13 protein-coding genes and 1 pseudogene are annotated in these 18178 nt (G+C 74.4%); 7 read left to right on the forward strand and 7 right to left on the reverse strand.

Annotation, left to right across the window (positions count from 1 at the left end):
- The 6 genes from D450_RS0113440 to D450_RS0113465 all read right to left on the reverse strand — a co-directional run.
- Positions 1-1017 (reverse strand): DUF222 domain-containing protein (locus tag D450_RS0113440; RefSeq protein WP_039820479.1); only part of this gene is annotated, 1017 nt, incomplete at its 3' end.
- A 1153-nt stretch (positions 1018-2170) separates the two neighbouring features.
- A complete protein-coding gene (locus D450_RS0113445) occupies positions 2171-5188 on the reverse strand; it encodes a glycoside hydrolase family 2 TIM barrel-domain containing protein (RefSeq protein ID WP_017539189.1) in 3018 nt (1005 codons plus the stop codon).
- Between the two features lies 1 nt (position 5189).
- Positions 5190-7364: an alpha-galactosidase gene (locus D450_RS0113450; protein WP_017539190.1), complete on the reverse strand. Its 2175-nt coding sequence runs from the start codon at positions 7362-7364 to the stop codon at positions 5190-5192.
- Positions 7361-8278 carry a carbohydrate ABC transporter permease gene (locus D450_RS0113455; protein ID WP_017539191.1) on the reverse strand — a complete coding sequence of 306 codons (918 nt, stop codon included), beginning with the start codon at positions 8276-8278 and terminating at the stop codon, positions 7361-7363. The genes D450_RS0113450 and D450_RS0113455 overlap by 4 nt, the downstream gene beginning before the upstream one ends.
- Positions 8275-9261: a carbohydrate ABC transporter permease gene (locus tag D450_RS0113460; RefSeq protein WP_017539192.1), complete on the reverse strand. Its 987-nt coding sequence runs from the start codon at positions 9259-9261 to the stop codon at positions 8275-8277. The genes D450_RS0113455 and D450_RS0113460 overlap by 4 nt, the downstream gene beginning before the upstream one ends.
- A 20-nt stretch (positions 9262-9281) precedes the next feature.
- The gene (locus D450_RS0113465) at positions 9282-10580 is read right to left on the reverse strand and encodes an ABC transporter substrate-binding protein (RefSeq protein WP_017539193.1); all 1299 of its coding nucleotides are present in this window, start codon (positions 10578-10580) and stop codon (positions 9282-9284) included.
- A gap of 229 nt (positions 10581-10809) precedes the next feature.
- On the opposite strand from D450_RS0113465, the gene D450_RS0113470 reads away from it, so the two are divergent.
- From D450_RS0113470 to D450_RS0113490, 5 genes and pseudogenes are all read left to right on the forward strand, one after another.
- On the forward strand, positions 10810-11604 hold the full coding sequence (locus tag D450_RS0113470) for a DeoR/GlpR family DNA-binding transcription regulator (protein ID WP_017539194.1): 795 nt from the start codon (positions 10810-10812) through the stop codon (positions 11602-11604).
- Positions 11601-12693 (forward strand): annotated as a pseudogene (gene galT, locus D450_RS30140) (galactose-1-phosphate uridylyltransferase). Before D450_RS0113470 ends, galT begins: the two are co-directional and overlap by 4 nt.
- A complete protein-coding gene (galE, locus tag D450_RS0113480) occupies positions 12690-13637 on the forward strand; it encodes a UDP-glucose 4-epimerase GalE (RefSeq protein WP_026128532.1) in 948 nt (315 codons plus the stop codon). The pseudogene galT and the gene galE overlap by 4 nt, the downstream one beginning before the upstream one ends.
- Complete coding sequence (gene galK / locus D450_RS0113485) at positions 13630-14733, forward strand: galactokinase (RefSeq protein ID WP_017539195.1); 1104 nt, start codon at positions 13630-13632, stop codon at positions 14731-14733. The genes galE and galK overlap by 8 nt, the downstream gene beginning before the upstream one ends.
- Positions 14734-14915: 182 nt before the next feature.
- On the forward strand, positions 14916-15509 hold the full coding sequence (locus tag D450_RS0113490) for a DUF2165 family protein (protein ID WP_017539196.1): 594 nt from the start codon (positions 14916-14918) through the stop codon (positions 15507-15509).
- Here D450_RS0113490 and D450_RS0113495 read toward each other — a convergent pair.
- On the reverse strand, positions 15497-16531 hold the full coding sequence (locus D450_RS0113495) for an NADH:flavin oxidoreductase/NADH oxidase (protein WP_241483146.1): 1035 nt from the start codon (positions 16529-16531) through the stop codon (positions 15497-15499). The genes D450_RS0113490 and D450_RS0113495 overlap by 13 nt on opposite strands.
- 353 nt (positions 16532-16884) lie before the next feature.
- On the opposite strand from D450_RS0113495, the gene D450_RS0113500 reads away from it, so the two are divergent.
- Together D450_RS0113500 and D450_RS0113505 are read left to right on the forward strand one after the other, a co-directional pair.
- On the forward strand, positions 16885-17625 hold the full coding sequence (locus tag D450_RS0113500; RefSeq protein ID WP_017539199.1) for a sugar phosphate isomerase/epimerase family protein: 741 nt from the start codon (positions 16885-16887) through the stop codon (positions 17623-17625).
- Positions 17622-18178, forward strand: a 557-nt coding sequence (locus D450_RS0113505) for a Gfo/Idh/MocA family protein (RefSeq protein WP_017539200.1), incomplete at its 3' end; no start/stop codon positions are given. The genes D450_RS0113500 and D450_RS0113505, both read left to right, overlap by 4 nt.

The raw sequence follows: 18178 nt of genomic DNA on the forward strand, positions 1-18178 counted from the left end.
GCGCCGGACGATGGAGTCCGAGGCGAAGGCCCGAACCGCCGAGGGCGGGAGCAGGCGCCCGCGGTCCGTGGTCGCCGGGGCCGCCCCCTCCTTCAGGAGCAGGGCCTCCAGCGGCACCACCACGCTCACCTGCGGACGGAACGCGCCCCGCCGCCGGGTTCCCTGCTCGACCCGTGGGGCGTTCAGGGCGGTGGCGGCGTCCGAGCCCTCCTGCGGCACCGGCACCGGCAGGCCTTCGGCCGCCAGGCGGTTCTCGCACAGCTGGACCAGGGCGTCGAAGCGGCGCTGGGCCGGGGTGCGCTCATCCGGCGGGGCCGTGTGGGCCTCGACGGCGGTGCGGATGATCTCCGCCGAGGCCGCATCGCCCCAGGCCTGCATGCCGAACCCGAAGCGGTTCTCCTCCAAGCGCAGACCCCGCCCGTCGTAGGCGTCCCGGTTGTACTCCTCGTGCTCTTGGGGGCTGATGCGCTGGGGCAGCTCCCTGCCGATCCGCTTGAGGGCGCGGTCGCCGGCCCCGGCCTCGGCGGCCTGGACCATGATCCCCTCGGCCTTGGCCCGGTAGTCGCCGGCATCGGGGTGGCGGCGGGTGCAGCGCCCGGCCACCGCCCTCTCCGAGAGCTCCATGACCAGAGCGAGCTGGCCGAAGGACACCCGACCCGCCTCGGCGGCCTTCACGGCCCCGGGGTAGTGGTCCATGTGCTCGGCCACCGTGGCCACGGCGTTGGCCTGCGAGGAGGAGCGGCCATTGGCGCGCAGCAGCCCGGCAACCGTGGAGTGGCCCGACCCTGCGAGGGCCCCGGTCTCCTTGATGCGGGCGGCCAGCCGCGCCAGGGCCAGGTCCAGCTGCCCCTGCCCCGCGGCCAGCACCCCGGCCAGCTCGCACAGCACCCGCCCCGCACCCGGCACCGGGTCCTCTGAAACGGCTCCGTCGGCCTCGGCGAGCACACCGGAGATCCCGGCCCGGATCCGCGCCGCGCGCGAACCCGCCGGGATACCGGGGTGCCGCTGATCTGCCATACACCCATTATGAACCACTCGCCACCATTTTTGGGTACCCGGCCGAAGATTCCCCTAAGAAATTCATAGAAGCACGGTTCTCCCAGTTCAGGACACATGTTGATCATGCATGGAGGGTGCTTGAGTATTGCCCGGCAAAGGCGCACCGGAAGGCCGGTCGCTTCCCGCGGAAAGCCGCCCTGCAAACAAGATTCCTTTCCCTTTCCAAGGGGGGTTGGAATCAGGGAGAGCCGCCTGCGCCGGAGCGCCCTGGAATGGCGGAGGGCCGCCCGCTCCAGGGCGGGGCCCCGATAAGGACCGATGCGTTCCCAACCTGGGCGGGCGCCCTTGCGACCGACCGAGCGGCGCGCTCCGCACACGCGGGCCAGGGCAGCCGCCACCGGCCCCCGCGGGGTCCCGCCGCTGCGGCCGGGACCCCCACAAGACAGCAGGAGCGAACGATAGTGGTGATCTCACCACCCGATCGCACATCGGGTGGCGATCTCACCACTATCGATTCCCGTACAGGCGCCGACCGCGCGGCGGAACAGGGGCCGCGGCCGCCAGAACACGCCCCGGCCGGACACCGGCCGCCCGCCCTACAGGCCGGGACGGGCGGGACCCCGCCCATCCCCCACCGCTCCTCCCCCTGGACCAGCAGGGGCCAGCCGCCCGGCAGGCAAGGCCGGGAAACCTCGCGGCCCTCGCCGCCGCCCACGCTCGACCGGCGGAGACCAGGCGGCCGGGAAGCAGCAGTGAGCGGGGCACCCGCTCCTCCCTCGCCGCCCTCCCCCTGACACCGAAGGACCCCGGCCCCCGGCAGGCAGGCCGGAGCGGGGCACCGGCCGTGCCGTCGTCGCTGCTCGTCGCCGGTACCGCAGAGGCCCGGCGGCCGACCGGTGGCACCGGGGAACCGCCCCGCTTCGTCGTCGCCGCCCCCATCCTGGCACTCCGACGACCCGCCGGCCGGGAAACGGGCAGTGAGCGGGGCACCTGCTCATCCGTCGCCGCTCCTCCCTCTGGGCTGACAAGGACCCGGCGGACGGCAAGCAGGCATAAGCGGCTAACCGGCCGCCCCGGCCGCCCGCAGGCCCGATCCCCGACAGCGCTCCGGACCCGCCCTTTCTCCTCCTCTCTTCCGGCTTTCTCCTCCTCTCTTCCGACCGCCCGCGGATCAGGCGAGCGGAGTGAACGCCAGCCTCAAGGAGTGCCATCCGGGCTCCAGCCGGTGCCGAGGCAGGGTCTCCGGACCGCACGACGCCGTTCCGATCCCGTAGTGCGATGCGTCCAGATGCAGGTGGATCCGCTCCCCCGGCTCCAGCTCGTGCGTGTGCGCGGCCGCGTCCAGCGTCGCCGTATCCCACCTCCGCGCCGCGAAATCGAACACCGGGCCGCCGTCCACGCGCACCCCGCCGCCGTCCGCCCGACGCAGCTCCAGCCACCGCGCGTCCCTGCGGTTGCCGTTCTCCTGCGGGCGCAGATAGGGCGTCTGCAGCTCATCGACCGGACAGGAGTACCGGCCGACCCTCGCCGCCTGGGCCACGTCCCGGTAGGCCTCCCCCGGGCCGCCGCCGAACCATTCGGCACGGTCCATGGCCCCGGGCAGCGTCGTGTGCACCCCGAAGCGGGGCAGAGGGCAGGGCCATTCCCCCTCGGCCTCCCCCTCGACGGTGAGCAGCAGCCGCCCGTCCGCCGCGCCCCAGCGGTAGGCCACGCGCATCCCGAACCCGGCACCGGCCGGGGCGATCCGCGCCCGGACGACGAACTCCTCCCCCTCCCACTCCAGTGCGGTCAGGCGCGAGGTGAGCCGGTCCATCCCCGCCGCACGCCACAGCCTCTCCACCGAGACGCCGTGCCGTGCGGCGTCGTTGTCCGTCGGTGCGCGCCACAGGTCGGCCTCCAGCGGCCCGGTCTCCACCCCGCCGATCGCCAGCAGGGCCCCGGTCCGGGCGTCCAGCACGCCGGGGCCGACGGCGATGGTCCCCTCGGCGCCCGTGCCGTGAGCGGGCACCGGCTCCGGGGCCGGTACCGCTTCCGGGGTTCGCGCCCTCGCGGCGCCCTCCCCCACTCTCGCCTGGCCCCACGCCAGCTCGTGTCCGGCCTCCGCCCACGGCTCGTCCTCGGCCAGGGTCACGGAGACGGTGAGCCAGGTTTCGCCGTCGCCCGTCGGCTCGGGCAGTGAGGGAAGCGGGACCTCGGTCCGCTCTCCTGCGGCCAGAACGGGGACGTCCAGGGCCCCCTCGCCGATCAGCGCACCGTCCTCTTCGAGGCGCCAGGTGAAGGCCAGCCCGGACGTGTCCCGGAAGTCCCACGTGTTCAGCACCGACACGGTGCCTCCGGTGCCTCCGGCACCCCCGGTGCCCCTGACCCCGCCGGCGGGGTCGGGTGTCACGCGCACCGGTTCGATGGTCTTGGCGTAGGCGGCCAGACCCGGGCTCGGCGTCCGGTCCGGCAGGAGCAGGCCGTCGGCCACGAAGTTCTCGTCGTGCAGGACCTCCCCGAAGTCCCCTCCGTAGGCGAACCACCGGGTGCCGTCGGCCTCCTCCCTGCGGATCCCGTGGTCGATCCACTCCCAGATGAACCCGCCCTGGAGCCGGCCGTACCGCTCGAACAGCCGCTGGTACTCCTCCAGGCCGCCCGGCCCGGCCCCCATGGCGTGCCCGTACTCGCACAGGATGAAGGGCAGCCCCCGCCGGTGGCCGTCGGCCCCCGGGTCCTCCGTCGGGGCCTCGGTCCCCTCCCCGATCTCCTCGACCTCGGCGTGCGGCGCGTACATCCGCGAGTACACGTCCACGTAGGAGCTGTCCCGGTCGCCCTCGTAGTGCACCGGCCGCGAGGGGTCGTCCTCGCGCACCCACGCGGCCATGGCCTCCAGGTTGCGCCCGGTCCCGGCCTCGTTGCCCAGCGACCACATGACGACGCTGGGGTGGTTGCGGTCCCGGGCGACGGTGCGCCGGATGCGGTCGAGGTAGGCCTCCCTCCAGCGCGGGTCGTCCGAGGGGTTGCCCGCCCACCCCAGGAACTCGAAGCCGTGCGTCTCCAGGTCGCATTCGTCGACGACCCACAGCCCCAGCTCGTCGCACAGGTCCAGGAAGTCCGGGTGCGGCGGGTAGTGGCTGGTCCGCACCGCGTTGACGTTGTGCCGCTTCATCAGCAGCACGTCCTCGCGCATGGTCTCCTTCGGCACGGCCCGCCCGTGGTCGGGGTGCCATTCGTGCCGGTTCACCCCGCGCAGCAGCAGCGGGCGGCCGTTCACCCGGAGCCGCCCGCCGGACACCTCCACGGTGCGGAAGCCGACGCGGGTGCGCACCCGCTCCCCGGCGGTGCGCACCTCCAGCTCGTACAGCCGCGGGACCTCGGCCGACCAGGGCTCGACGGCGCCGACCGCGTGCTCGGCCCCCGTCGGCGCGTCCACCAGGCCCAGCTCGGGGACGGAGACGACCGCCCCCGCCGCCCCGGCGGCATCGACGCGCAGCGTGCCGGTGCCCGCGGCGTGGTCGTAGGAGGCGTGCACGGCCAGGTCCGCGATGCCGTCGGCGGGCCGGGCGATCAGGGCGACGCCGCGGAAGATCCCCGACAGCCACCACATGTCCTGGTCTTCGAGGTAGCTCGCGGCCGACCACTGGTGCACCCGCACGGCCAGGGTGTTGCCGCCCGGCCGCAGCAGGTGCCCGACGTCGAACTCCGACGCCAGCCGGCTACCGGTGGCGAAGCCCAGCTCGGTGCCGTTGAGCCAGGCGCGGAAGCAGGAGTCCACCCCCTCGAAGCGCAGCACGGCGGGCCCGTCCGGCCACCCGTCCGGCAGCTCGAACACCCGCCGGTAGTCGCCGGTGGGGTTGTCGTCGGGCACGTGCGGAGGCTCGACCGGGAAGGGGTAGACGACGTTGGTGTAGGCCGGCGCGCCGTGGCCGTGCATCTGCCAGTGGGAGGGAACGGGCAGGTCGGTCCAGGCCGGGCCGGCAGGGCGTCCGGAGCCGCCGGGAGCGCCGGAGGTACCGCCCTCCTCGTAGCCGGGCCGCTCGAAGCCGTCGGTGCTCCCCTCGGCCGTCGGGTTCAGGCGGAAGCGCCAGTCCCCGGCGAGGTCGAGCCAGGGGGCGTCGCTCAGGAACCGGGCGCGCGGCGCGCGCACCCCTTCCGACGGGGCGAAGTCCTCCAGGTAGGCGGGTTTGCCGGGCGCGGGGGCGTCGGTCACGTCAGGCCTCCGTCAGGTGCAGGAGCAGGGCTTGGGACGGATCGAGGTTGGGCATCTGCAGGCCGGAGCGGGAGAGCACCGCGCCCGAGGCGGTGAGCCCGCCGGCCGCGTACCAGGCGGGCGGGGCCGTCTCCAGGACCGCGGGGAGGCCGGCCTCGGTGCGCACCGCGAGCCGGTAGCGGCGCCCGGGGTCCAGGCCGGGCAGGCGCACCCGCCCGGGGGCGGTGCGCACCGACGTGGCCAGGCGGGCGTAGCGGAAGACCGCCGCGCCCCCGTCCTGGGCGACCACGCCGTCGAGCTGTTCGGCCGGGTCGGGTGCGTCGGCGCGCACCGTCCGCCCGGTGTGCAGCAGCGGCCGCAGCTCCTTGTACAGGCCGATCCAGGAGTCCAGGACGGCCAGTTCCCCGTCGGTGCAGCGGGTGATGTCCCACTCGATGCCGGCGTGCCCGGTCAGCGCGGCCAGGCAGCGCAGCGGCAGGCCGGCGTCGCGCCCGGTGGTGTGCGCGGTGCGCGCCCCCACGTGCGCGCCGACCAGTTCGGGCGGCACCAGCAGGCCGGTCCAGCGCTGCAGAGCCAGCCGCTCCAGAGGGTCGTTGGTGTCGGAGGCCCACACCCGGTCGGTGCGGGCCAGGATGCCCAGGTCCACGCGTCCGCCGCCGGAGGCGCACGACTCGATCTCCAGGCGGGGGTGGGCCTGGCGCAGCCGGTCCAGCAGCGCGTACGCCGCGCGGGTCTGGCGGTGCGTTCCTGCGGCGCCGGTGGGCGCGTGCACGGGTTCGAGCAGGTCGCGGTTGTGGTCCCACTTGAGGTGGTCGGGGCGGTACTCGGCGACCAGGGCGTCCAGGTGCCCGAGCACGTGCCGGAAGGCCTCGGGCCGGGACAGGTCGAGCACCTGCTGGTTGCGGCTGGGCGGGGCGGGCCGCCCCTCGGCGGTGAGCAGCCAGTCGGGGTGGGCACGCGCGAGGTCGGAGTCGGGGTTGACCATCTCGGGCTCCACCCACAGCCCGACCTCCATGCCCAGCGCGCGCACGTGGTCGAAGAGCGGATGCAGCCCCTCCGGCCACACGCCGGTGTCCACGGTCCAGTCGCCGAGGCCGGCCGTGTCGTCGCGGCGCCCCCGGAACCACCCGTCGTCCAGGACGAACCGCTCCACTCCGATGTCGGCGGCGGTGTCGGCGAGCCGCTTGAGCTTGGCGAGGTCGTGGTCGAAGTAGACGGCCTCCCAGGTGTTGAGGACGACCGGGCGGGGCGCGGAGGGGTGGTGGGGCCGGGCGCGCGCCCAGCGGTGGAAGCGTTCGGACAGTCCGTCGAGCCCGTGGTCGGACCAGGCGAAGAACACCCAGGGGGTGCTGTAGGACTCTCCCTGGGCCAGCCGCACCTCGCCGGGGTGGAGCAGCTCTCCGCCGGCGATGACGGCGTCGGCCTGCCCGGCGCCTTCGGGCAGGCGCTCGGCGAGGTGGAGGTGGTCGCCGCTCCAGGCGGTGTGCACGCCCCAGACCTCGCCGCCGCGGAATCCGAAGCCGGGGGTGCCGGCCGTGAGGACCAGCGGGGCGTCGTGGCCGGTGCGGCCCCGGCGGGAGGCGCGCGTCCGGGTGCCCATGCCCAGTTCGCGGCGCTGGGGGGTGCGCTCCCGGCACCATCGGCCGGTCGGGTCCAGGACCTCTGCGGCCTCGCGCGGCACGGGCAGCACGGCCAGCAGGGAGTCCAGGGTCCAGGGCTCGGGGGCGGTGTTGGTGGCCGTGTGGCGCACGCGCACCACCCCGGAGGGCTCCATGCGCACCTCGCAGCGCAGTTCGAGGCCGTCGGCCGCGGCGGTGGCGGTGAGCGCTCCGCCGGCGCCCTCGCGCTCGCCTTCCAGAGGGTGCTCGGCGACCTCGCGCAGGCGCCACCGGGGGAAGGACGCCCGGCCCTCGTGGTGGCCGGCGATGCCGGGGTGGCCGCGCCACCCCTCCCCCTGGGTCGGGACCAGGGACACGTGCCGGGGCAGGTCGACGTCGTTGTTCGCGGCGGGCGGCGCGGCCGCCTCGGCGAGCCCTTCGGGCCCCTCGGGGACCTCGGGCGCGCCGGTTCCGGGCAGGTCGGCGCCCCAGTGCAGCACGTGCGGCAGCCCGGTCTCGGGGATCCCGAGGACCAGGGCGGCCCCCGCGGCGCTGAGGCGGACGGTGCGGTGCGTCATCCCTTGCTGGCCCCCAGGGTCAGTCCGGCCACGAAGTGGCGCTGGAGTATGAAGAAGACGATCAGGGTCGGCAGGGCGATCAGCACCGACCCGGCCGAGAGCAGGTTGTAGTCGACGAAGAAGGCGGTCTGCAGGTTCTGCAGCGCCGTGGTGACGGGCAGCTTGTCCCCGCTGGAGAGCAGGGCCAGGGCCCAGAAGAAGTCGTTGTAGATCCAGGTGACCAGCAGGGTGGCCAGGGCGGCCAGGCTCGGCCGGCACAGCGGCAGGGCCACCCGCCCNTGCTGGAACGCGCTCGCCCCGTCCACCCGGGCCGCCTCGATCAGCGATCCGGGCATCGCCTTCATGAAGTTGCTGAGCACGAAGGTGCAGAAGCCGATCTGGAAGGCGGTGTGCACGAGCACAACGCCGATGTGGCTGTCGTACAGGGCGCCGGACTCGCTGATCCAGTACGGCAGCGGGACCGCGTTGAACAGGCGGAAGAGCGGGACGAGGAGCGCCTGGACCGGCAGCAGGTTGGCCGCCAGGAACATCGCCAGCATCGCGATGTTGAACCGGCGCGAGTAGTGGGACAGCACGAAGGCGGCGCAGGAGGACAGGAACAGGGTGAGCAGCACCGCGGGGACCGTGATGGCCAGCGAGTTGAGGAAGTACCCGGTCAGCTCGCCCTCGCTCCAGGCGCGGCGGTAGTTGTCCAGGGTGAACCCGCCGAAGGACAGGTAGCCGTGCTGGGCGGTGTGGTCGTAGTCCCGGAAGGAGTTGACCACCGCCCAGGCCATCGGGAAGAGCCAGGCCAGGGCGGTGGCCGCGAGAATGGCCTGGAGGACGGCGCGGGCCGGCCGGATGCGGCGGCGGCCGCGGGCGGGCGCGGCCTCCTCGGGCGGCGCCGGTGTGTCGGCGGGGGTCGTGGCGGTCACCGGTGGGCCCCTCTCAGCATGGTGGACACGTAGACGAGGATGAACACCAGCGAGATCACCAGCATGACCACCGCCAGCGCGGAGCCGAAGCCCACCCGGCTCGCCTCGCCGATCACGTTGGAGGTCACCAGGGCCGAGATCAGCTCCAGGCCGTTGCGGCCGCGGTTGATGACCCAGACGATGTCGAAGGCGCGCAGCGCGTCGATCACGGTGACCACGAGCACCACGAGGTTGATCGGGCGCAGCGCCGGGAAGACGACGCTCACGAAGGTGCGCACCGGGCCGGCGCCGTCGATGGCGGCGGCCTCCCGCAGGGAGGGGTCGACCGCCTTCAGCCCGGCCAGGTAGAGCAGCATGATGTAGCCGGTGTGCCGCCAGGCGGCGGCGATCAGCACGGCGTACAGGTTGATGTCCGGGTCGCCGAACCAGTCGACCGGTTCGGCGCCGGCGACCGCGCCCAGGACGGTGTTGAGCAGGCCCTGGTCACGGGAGTAGATGAGCTGCCAGATGAACCCGACCAGGGCCAGCGACAGCACCACGGGCATGTAGAAGACGCTCTGGTAGATCCGGCCGCCGCGCAGTTCGCGGTCGAGCAGGACCGCCAGGAACATGCCCAGCAGGGTCGGCACGGCGAACAGGAACACCAGCCAGACCACGTTGTTGCTCAGGGCGGGCCGGAACGGCGGGTAGATCGTGAAGGCGTCGGTGTAGTTGCGGGTGCCGACCCATTCGATGGTGTCGAGTCCGCCGATGCCGTCCCAGCGGGTGAAGGACAGGACGACGGTGGCGGCGGCGGGCAGCCACACCAGGGCGATGACGAGCAGGGCGGGCACGCCCAGCATCAGCCCCAGGGTGATGCGGTCGGCCCGGCCGGTGCGCGGGCCGGTGCGCGGGCGCTCGCCCCGGCGGGGCGGCCGCCGCGGGGGTGCGTCTCCCGGCTCGGCCGCGGGGGTGCGCGGCGGCGAGGGGGTGCTGGAGACCACGCCGTTTCTCCCTTCTGGAGTCAGCGGCCGAAGATGGAGGCCTTCTGGCGCTGGATGCTGGCGGTCAGGTCGTCGATGTCGTCGGGCCGCCTGAGGAAGCGCTGCAGGGCGGGGATCATGACGACGGACGCGAAGTCGGGCCGCGTGTCGCGGTCCATGTACTGGGTGAGCGCGCGGGCGCCCGCGATCATGTCCATGATCTTGGCGTCCAGGGCGCTCAGCTCCGACAGGTCGGCCTCCTGGTGGGTCGGCAGCGCCTGCGGGTCGATGGCGGTGTAGATCTCCTGGGCCCGCAGCGTGCCCAGATGGCCGACCAGGTCCATCGCCGCCCCGGGGTTGCGGGGGTCGCCGGAGAGCATGAAGCCGTCGATGGGCGTCTCCACCACGTCGGCGCCGATCTCGGGGTCGAACTCGGGGAAGGCGAAGCAGTCCAGGTCGGCCCGTTCCTCCTCGGAGAACACGTGGGTGAGGAACAGGCCGCAGAGCATCATCCCGGCCTCGCCGCGCACCAGCGAGGTCTGGGCCTCGTTGATGCCCCGCCCCAGGGGGGACCCCTGGTGGAAGGGCAGCAGCTCCTTCCATGCGCCGAAGACGGCCTTGACCTCCGGGCCGTCCCAGGGGTGGTCGCCGTTGAGGAGCCCCAGGTGGAACTCGGGCCCGTTGAGGCGCAGGTTCAGGTGGTCGAAGGTGCCCATGGCGGGCCAGCCCTCGCGGACGCCGTAGGCCAGCGGCACCAGGCCGTCGTCGCGCATCCGCTCGCAGAGCCCGATGAACTCCTCCTTGGTGGAGGGCTCCTCGTACCCGTGCTCCTCGAAGACGCTGCGGCGGTAGAAGACCGCCCAGGGCGACGTGGAGTCGGGGACCATGTACGGCCTGCCGTCGGGGCCGCTGCACAGGTCGCGGACCTGGTCGGTGAACACGTCGTGGAACCCCCGCTCCTCCCAGACCGCGGTGGCGTCGCTGATCAGCCCGCGCTCGGCCAGGTAGCGCATGCGGTAGCCGGCGAACCAGGCGACGACGTCGTCGGGGGTGCCCTGGAGGTAGTTGTTCAGGCTCTCCTGGAAGCTCGTGGAGTCGATGGTGTTGAGCTCCACCCGCACGCCGGAGTCGGCCTCCCAGAGCGCGAGGCTCTCGGCGATCGCCTCGCGCTGGGCGGGGTTGGCGCGGTTGGAGCCCATGGTGACCAGCCCCGGGTCGCCGCGGCGGTCGGTGCCGCACCCGGCCGGCCCCGGCGCCGCCGCCAGCGTCGCGGCTCCGGCCAGCCCGCGCAGCAGGGCGCGGCGGCCCAGCGGTGGTGGGCCCGCAGGTCTATGGCGCATGGGGGACCTCCGAGGGGGACGTGAAGTGGGTCACTGCGCTGGTTCCCACATGGTCGACAGGCACGGAACCGCTTGTCAACGCATCTCAACGTTTTCCAACAAATTTCCGCAGAGTTCTGCCGTCGATCCGGCCGCCCCTGGGACGCTGCCGGGACATTGACACCAAGCGCGAACCTGCAAGACTGGAAATCGAACAAGATCCGACAACTTCGACCAAGCAGGGGGGCGGATGCTGGCCGCGCAACGGCAGGAGCTGATCCTCGACCGGCTGCGGCGCACCGGGGCCGTCCGGGTCGCCGAGCTCGTGGAGAGCCTGGCGGTGTCGGACATGACCGTGCGCCGCGACCTGGACGCACTGGCGGTCCGCGGCGCGCTGCGCAAGGTGCACGGGGGCGCGGTGGCCCCGGACGGACCGCGCACCGACGAGCCCGGCTTCGAGGCCAAGTCCGGCCGGCAGGCCGCCGAGAAGCGCGCCGTGGCGCGCGCCGCCGCCGAGCTGGTCGAGCCGAACAGCGCGGTGGGCCTGTCCGCGGGCACCACCACCGCCGCCGTCGCCCGGGAGCTGACCCGCACCCCCGGGCTGACGGTGGTCACCAACTCGCTGCGGGTGGCCGAGGTCTTCCACGAGGCCGCCCGGCCCGACCAGACGGTGGCGCTGACCGGGGGCTTCCGCACCCCCTCCGACGCCCTGGTGGGACCGCTGGCGCTGGCCTCGGTCCGGGGGCTGAACCTGGACACGCTGGTGCTGGGGGTGCACGGCATGCAGGAGCGGGCCGGGTTCACCACCCCCAACCTGATGGAGTCCGAGACCGACCGTGCCCTGGTGGAGGCGGCCGGGCGCCTGGTGGTGGCCGCCGACCACACCAAGTGGGGCACCGTGGGCATCAGCACCATCGCCCCGCTGGAGCGGTGCGACGTGCTGGTCACCGACGCCGGGATGGACGCCGAGGCCCGCTCGGCGCTCTCGGAGCACGTGGGGCGCCTGGTCCTGGCCGACGTCCCCGACGACGGGGAGGACGCATGAACCGGACCGCCGCGCACCTGGCCGACGGCCGCCGCATCGTCTATTTCGACCGGGACGGCACCGACCGCGAACCCGGGCCCGACCTGCGGGAGCTGCCGCCGGTCGCGGCCGCCTCGGAGATGCGCTTCGACCCGCTGCTGCGCGAGTGGGTGGTGGTGGCCTCGCACCGGCAGGGCCGCACCCACCTGCCGCCCAGCGACGACTGCCCGCTGTGCCCCTCCGCCGGCGGGCGGCGCACCGAGGTCCCCGCCTCCGCCTACGACGTGGTGGCCTTCGAGAACCGCTTCCCCTCCCTGGTGGCCGGCGACGGGCGGGCCCTGGGCGACGTCGGCGAGCTGGAGCCCTCCCGCCGGACGGGCGCGGGCCGGTGCGAGGTGCTGGTCTTCGCCTCGGACCACCGGGCCTCCTTCGCCGACCTGGGCCCGGAGCGGGCGAACCTGGTGATGGAGGCCTGGGTCGACCGCACCCGGGAGCTGTCGGCGCTGCCCGGGGTGGAGCAGGTGTACTGCTTCGAGAACCGGGGACGGGAGATCGGGGTGACGCTGCACCACCCGCACGGGCAGATCTACGCGCTGCCGTTCGTGGCGCCGCGCACCCGGCGCATGCTCGACTCGGCCGGGGAGTACGCCGCGCGCACGGGCGGGGACCTGTTCGGCGACCTGCTGGCCGCCGAACAGAAGGCCGGGCTGCGGGTGGTGGCGCGCACCGCGCACTGGACCGCGTTCGTCCCGGCGGCCGCGCGCTGGCCGGTGGAGGTGCACCTGTACCCGCACCGCAAGGTGCCCGACCTGCCCGCGCTGACCCCACAGGAGCGCGAGGACTTCGGTCTGCTCTACCTGGACGTGCTGCGCCGCTTCGACGCGCTCTACGACGCGCCGCTGCCCTACATCTCGGCCTGGCACCAGGCGCCGGTGCGCGAGCGCCGCGACCTGGCCTGGCTGCACCTGGAGCTGTTCTCGGTGCGGCGGGGCGCCGNCCGGGACCGAGTCCGGCATGGACGTCTTCATCAGCGACGTGGCGCCGGAGGACGTGGCCGAGCGGCTCCGCGCGGCCGGGCCGGGCGAAGAGACCGAGAGGAAGGCACCGTGAGACTGCTCGTTACCGGAGGGGCCGGCTACATCGGAAGCGTGGTGGCCGCCGTCCTGCTCGCCGAAGGGCACGAGGTCACCGTGCTCGACGACCTGTCCACCGGGCACCGCGACGCCGTCCCCGCGGGGGCGCGCCTGGTGGTGGCCGACGTGCACGACGCGGCCGAGGTGCTGGACCCCTCAGTGGAGGCGGTCCTGCACTTCGCCGGGAAGTCCCTGGTCGGGGAGTCGGTGGAGGAACCCGGCGCGTACTGGCGCACCAACGTCGGCGGCACGCTCGCCCTGGCCGAGGCGGCGGTGCGGCACGGTGTGCGCCGGCTGGTGTTCTCCTCCAGCGCCGCGACCTACGGCGAGCCCGCCTCGGGGGCGCCGCTGCGCGAGACCGACCCGGCCGTGCCCACCAACCCCTACGGGGCGACCAAGCTCGCCGCCGACCACCTGCTGGCCTCGTGGGCGCGGGCCCACGGGCTGGGCGCGGTGAGCCTGCGGTACTTCAACGTGGCCGGCGCCCACCTGGGCTTCGGGGAGCGGCACACGACGGAGACGCACCTGGTGCCCAACCTGCTCAAGGCGGCCGCCGGGAACGGCGAGCGCGCGCGGGTGTTCGGCACCGACTACCCGACCAGGGACGGGACGGCGGTCCGGGACTACCTGCACGTGGCCGACCTGGCCGACGCTCACGTCCGTGCCCTCAAGGCGGTCGAACCGGGGGTCCACCGGGTCTACAACCTGGGAACCGGCGGCGGGCACACCGTCCGCGAGGTGATCGGCGCGGTCCGGCGGGTGACCGGGCGCGAGGTCCCGGCCGACGACCGCCCGCGCCGCGACGGCGACCCGGCCGTCCTGGTCGCCTCCAACGACCGGGCGCGCGAGGAGCTGGGCTGGGAGCCGGTCCGCACCCTGGACCGGATCGTGGCCGACGCGTGGGGGTTCGCCGATGGGTGACATCGCGGCCGCGTTCGCCTCGGCCTTCGGGAACGCGCCCGAGGGGGTGTGGACCGCCCCGGGACGGATCAACCTGATCGGCGAGCACACCGACTACAGCGACGGGTTCGTGCTGCCCTTCGCCCTGCCCCAGGCCCTGGACGCCGCGGCCGCGCGGCGGGCGGACGGGACGGCGCGGCTGCGCTCGCTGCAGTCGGCACAGGCGTACGGGATCCGCACCGCCGACCTGGAGCCCGGCGCGGTCGAGGGCTGGGCCGCCTACCCCGCCGGCGCGCTGTGGGTGCTGCGCGAAGAGGGCCTGCCGGTGGACGGCCTGGACCTGCTCGTGGACAGCACCATCCCCTTCGGGGCGGGCCTGTCCTCGTCGGCGGCGCTCAGCTGCGCGGCGGTCATGGCCGCCGCGTCGGTGCACGGGGCCGCCCCGGGACCGCAGGAGATCGTGCGGATGGCGCGGCGGGTGGAGAACGACTTCGTCGGCATGCCCTGCGGGGTGCTCGACCAGTCGGCGTCGATGCTGTCGACGGCGGGGCACGCCCTGTTCATGGACACGCGCACGCTGGAGACCGAGCAGGTGCCCTTCGATCCGGGGGCCCACGGGCTGACGGTGCTGGTGGTCGACACGCGCGCTCCGCACCGGCTGGGGGGGGGGGACTACGCCNCCCTGGGGCTGCCGGCCCTGCGCGACGTCCAGGACCTGGACCGGGCGCTGGCCGCCCTTCCCGACCCGACGGTCCGTCGCCGGGTGCGGCACGTGGTGACGGAGAACCAGCGGGTGCTGAAGGCCGTGGAGCACCTGCGGGCGGGGCGCCTGCGCGAGGTCGGTCCGCTGCTCACCGCCTCGCACACGTCGCTGCGGGACGACTACGAGGTGACCGTTCCGGAGGTGGACACCGCGGTGCGGGCCGCCCTGGAGGGCGGCGCGCTGGGGGCGCGCATCACCGGCGGCGGTTTCGGGGGCTGCGTGATCGCCCTGGTCGAGCGGGAACGGGCCGAGGAATGCGGGGCGGCCGTGCGCGGCGCCTACCGGGCGCGGGGCTTCACCGCCCCGGGCGTGTTCGAGGCCGCCCCGTCACCGGGCGCCCGCCGTCTGGGCTAGGGCCGCGCCGGCCTCTGACGGCGTCGAGCCGGTTCGCCGCGGTCGCGCAGGCGAGGCGCGCGGCGGCACGTGAGCCGCGCGGCGCCGGGGCGGGCGATATGGGCCCCGGCGGCGCGGTTCGGCCGCCGCGGGCGGGGGCAGGGGTTGCGGCGTCGGACTCGGTACGGACCCCGGGAGGGACGATGGCGGCGGGCGCAGGCGACGGGAAGGGCTCAACCGGGCACGGGACCGCGGGCGTCCCCCGGTACACGGCCGTCGTCCGCGCCGCGAAGTCGGCCGTGCTCGCCTCGGTGGCGCTGTTCTGCCTGCTGGTCGTCTTCGGCAACGTGACCGACTACGCGGTCAACTTCGAGTTCGTGGCCCGGGTGCTGTCGATGGACGCCCACGACGAGGGCCTGGACGAGCTCAGCCGGACCGACTACCGGGCGGTCACCGCACCCCTCCTGCACCACGCCGCCTACATCGCGATCATCGCCGCCGAGCTGTTCACCGCCGTGGCGTGCGGGACCGGCGCCTGGCGCACCGGCCGCCGCCTGCGCGCCCCCGACGGCGACTTCGACGCGGCCAAGACGTGGGGCGTGGTGGGGCTCCTCGCCGGGATCCTGCTGTGGTTCACCGGCTTCCAGACGATCGGCGGCGAGTGGTTCGCCATGTGGATGAGCCCCGCATGGAACGGCATCCCCGCCGCCGACCGGCTGACCACCTACCTGATGCTCGCGCTGGTCTTCCTGACCCTGCGCAACGACAGGGCCGAACCGGCCGGTCAGACGGCGTAGCCGTACTGCTCGGGCCAGCGCGGCGCGCCGCCGAGCGACCGGGCCGCCCTCTGCGCCCAGTACGGGTCGCGCAGCAGCTCCCGGCCGAGCAGGACGGCGTCCGCCCGCCCGTCGGCGACGATCGCCTCGGCCTGCTCCGGGTCGGTGATCGCACCGACCGCGCCGACCGGGATGCCGCTCTCGCGGCGCGCCCGTTCGGCGAAGGGGACCTGGTAGCCGGGGCCGGTGGACACCCGGGCGTCGGCGACCGTCCCGCCCGAGGAGGTGTCCAGCAGGTCGACGCCGTGCGAGCGCAGCTCCTTGGCCAGGCGGACGGTGTCGTCTGCGGTCCACCCCTCGCGCCCGTCCTCGGGGTTCTCCGTCAGCCAGTCCGTGGCCGAGACCCGGAAGAAGAGCGGCAGCTCCTCGGGCCACACCTCGCGCACGGCGTCGACGACCTCCAGCGGGAAGCGCAGCCGGTCCTCGAAGGTGCCTCCGTAGGCGTCGGTGCGGTGGTTGGCGGCCGGGGAGAGGAAGGAGTTGATCAGGTAGCCGTGGGCGCCGTGCACCTCGGCCGCCTGGAAGCCGGCGTCCCGGGCGCGGCACGCCGCCTGGGCGAAGTCGCGCACCAGCTCCCCGATCTCCTCGGCGGTCAGCTCGTGCGGCTCGGGCAGCCCCGCGAAGGCGGCGGCGGAGGGGGCGACGGGCCGCCAGCCGCCCTGGTCGGCGGAGAGCGGGCCGCCCCCGCGCCACGGCGCGTCGGTGGCGGCCTTGCGCCCGGCGTGGGCGAGCTGCACGGCCGGGACCGCGCCGTGGGCGCGGATCGCCGCGGCCAGCCGGGCGAAGCCCTCCTGCTGGCGGTCGTTCCACAGGCCCAGGTCCCAGGGGCTGATGCGGCCGTCCGGGCGCACGCCGGTGGCCTCGACCATCACCAGCCCGGCGCCGCCGGCCGCCCGGGAGGCCAGGTGGGTGAGGTGGAAGTCGGTGGGCGCCCCGGTGTCCGGCCCCTCGGAGGCGGCGGAGTACATGCACATGGGCGACATCCACACGCGGTTGGGGATGTCGAGCGACCGCAGGCGCAAGGGGCGGAACAGAGCGGGGTTCACGGAGCGGCTCCTCGGGATCGGGGACCGGGCCGGCCGCACGCCGACCCGCTAGTACGGTATTCGTCGTACTACGGCGACTGTCAAACTACGACCCCGTCCGTACAATGCGACGTCGCCCACAGACCCCGAGAAACCCACCCCCCTGAAGCAGCCCCCCGGTCGGCCCGGCGGGCGGGCGCGGTTGTGCGCGCGTCCCCCCTTCTGTACTTTCTTCGCTAGAAGTCGCTCGTCAATCGAAAAAAGTTCTGCGGACGCCGCGCCCGCGCGGCCGACCCCCCCTAGGAGCGCCCTTGCCGCGTCCTCCCATATCCGCGCAGCTCTACTCGGTACGAGACGCGATCGCCGACGACCTGGCCGGTTCGCTGGAACGTCTCGCGGCCCTCGGGTTCGGTGCGGTGGAGCCCTTCGGCTTCACCGACCGGGCGCAGGAGTACGCCTCCGCGCTGGCCGCCGCCGGCCTCACCGCCCCCTCCGGACACGCCCCCGTCCTGCGGCACGGCGACCCGCGCCCCCTGTTCGACGCCGCGGCGCGGCTCGGCATGCACACGCTGATCGACCCCCACCACCCCGCCGAGCACTGGCAGGACCCCGCCACGGTCTCCCGCACGGCCGAGCGCATGAACGCGCTGGCGGAGACCGCCGCCGGGTTCGGCCTGCGGTTCGGGTACCACAACCACGCCTTCGAGCTCTCCACCCGGCACGCCGGGACGACCGCCCTGGAGCTGCTCGCCCGGGACCTCTCGCCGCGGGTGGTGCTCGAGGTCGATACCTACTGGGCCGAGGTGGGCGGGGTCTCCGCGCCCGGGCTGCTCGGCAGGCTCGGCCCGCGCGTCACCCTGATCCACGTCAAGGACGGCCCCCTCTCCGGGGACACCGAGGCGCAGGTCCCCGCGGGCAAGGGCGAGGTGGACGTGGACGCCGTGCTCGCCGCGGCGCCCGGCGCCGGGCGCGTCCTGGAGTTCGACCACCACCCCGACCCGTTCGCCGGGCTGGCCGAGTCCCTGGCCTACGTCCAGGGGCGGGACGCGTGAGCGGCGGCCCGGTCGGCGTGGGCGTCGTCGGCGCCGGCGTCATCAGCGAGGCCTACCTGCGCAACCTCGTCTCCTTCCCGGACCTGGACGTCCGCTTCGTCGCCGACGTCCTCCAGGACCGGGCCGCCGCGCGCGCCCGGGAGTTCGGGGTCCCCCACTGGGGCGGCCTCGACGAGCTGCTCGACCGCGAGGACGTCGAGATCGTCGTGAACCTGACGGTCCCGGCCGCGCACACCGACGTGGCGCACCGGGCCCTGGCCGCGGGCAGGCACGTGTGGAACGAGAAGCCCCTGGCGCTCGACGCCGACGCCGGCGGGAAGCTGGTGACCGCCGCCCGGGACGCGGGGCTGAGGGTCGGCTGCGCCCCCGACACGGTTCTGGGCGCCGGCATCCAGACGGCGCTGCGCGCGATGGGCGACGGGGCCATCGGGCGGCCCCTGACCGCGAACGCCGTGTTCCTCTCGCCCGGCCCGGAGTCCTGGCACCCGGACCCCGCGTTCCTGTACGCCGAGGGCGGCGGCCCGCTGCTCGACATGGGGCCGTACTACCTGAC

Origin of the sequence: Nocardiopsis halophila DSM 44494 (assembly GCF_000341245.1) — a bacterium.
GTDB classification, from domain to species: domain Bacteria; phylum Actinomycetota; class Actinomycetes; order Streptosporangiales; family Streptosporangiaceae; genus Nocardiopsis_A; species Nocardiopsis_A halophila.

What these genes read in the sequence shown, in the direction of transcription:
- D450_RS0113490 (WP_017539196.1), top strand. Translation starts at nt 14,916, where the DNA reads ATGGCGGCGGGCGCAGGCGACGGGAAGGGCTCAACCGGGCACGGGACC.
- D450_RS0113495 (WP_241483146.1), bottom strand. Translation starts at nt 16,531, where the DNA reads ATGTCGCCCATGTGCATGTACTCCGCCGCCTCCGAGGGGCCGGACACC.
- D450_RS0113470 (WP_017539194.1), top strand. Translation starts at nt 10,810, where the DNA reads ATGCTGGCCGCGCAACGGCAGGAGCTGATCCTCGACCGGCTGCGGCGC.
- D450_RS0113465 (WP_017539193.1), bottom strand. Translation starts at nt 10,580, where the DNA reads ATGCGCCATAGACCTGCGGGCCCACCACCGCTGGGCCGCCGCGCCCTG.
- D450_RS0113450 (WP_017539190.1), bottom strand. Translation starts at nt 7,364, where the DNA reads ATGACGCACCGCACCGTCCGCCTCAGCGCCGCGGGGGCCGCCCTGGTC.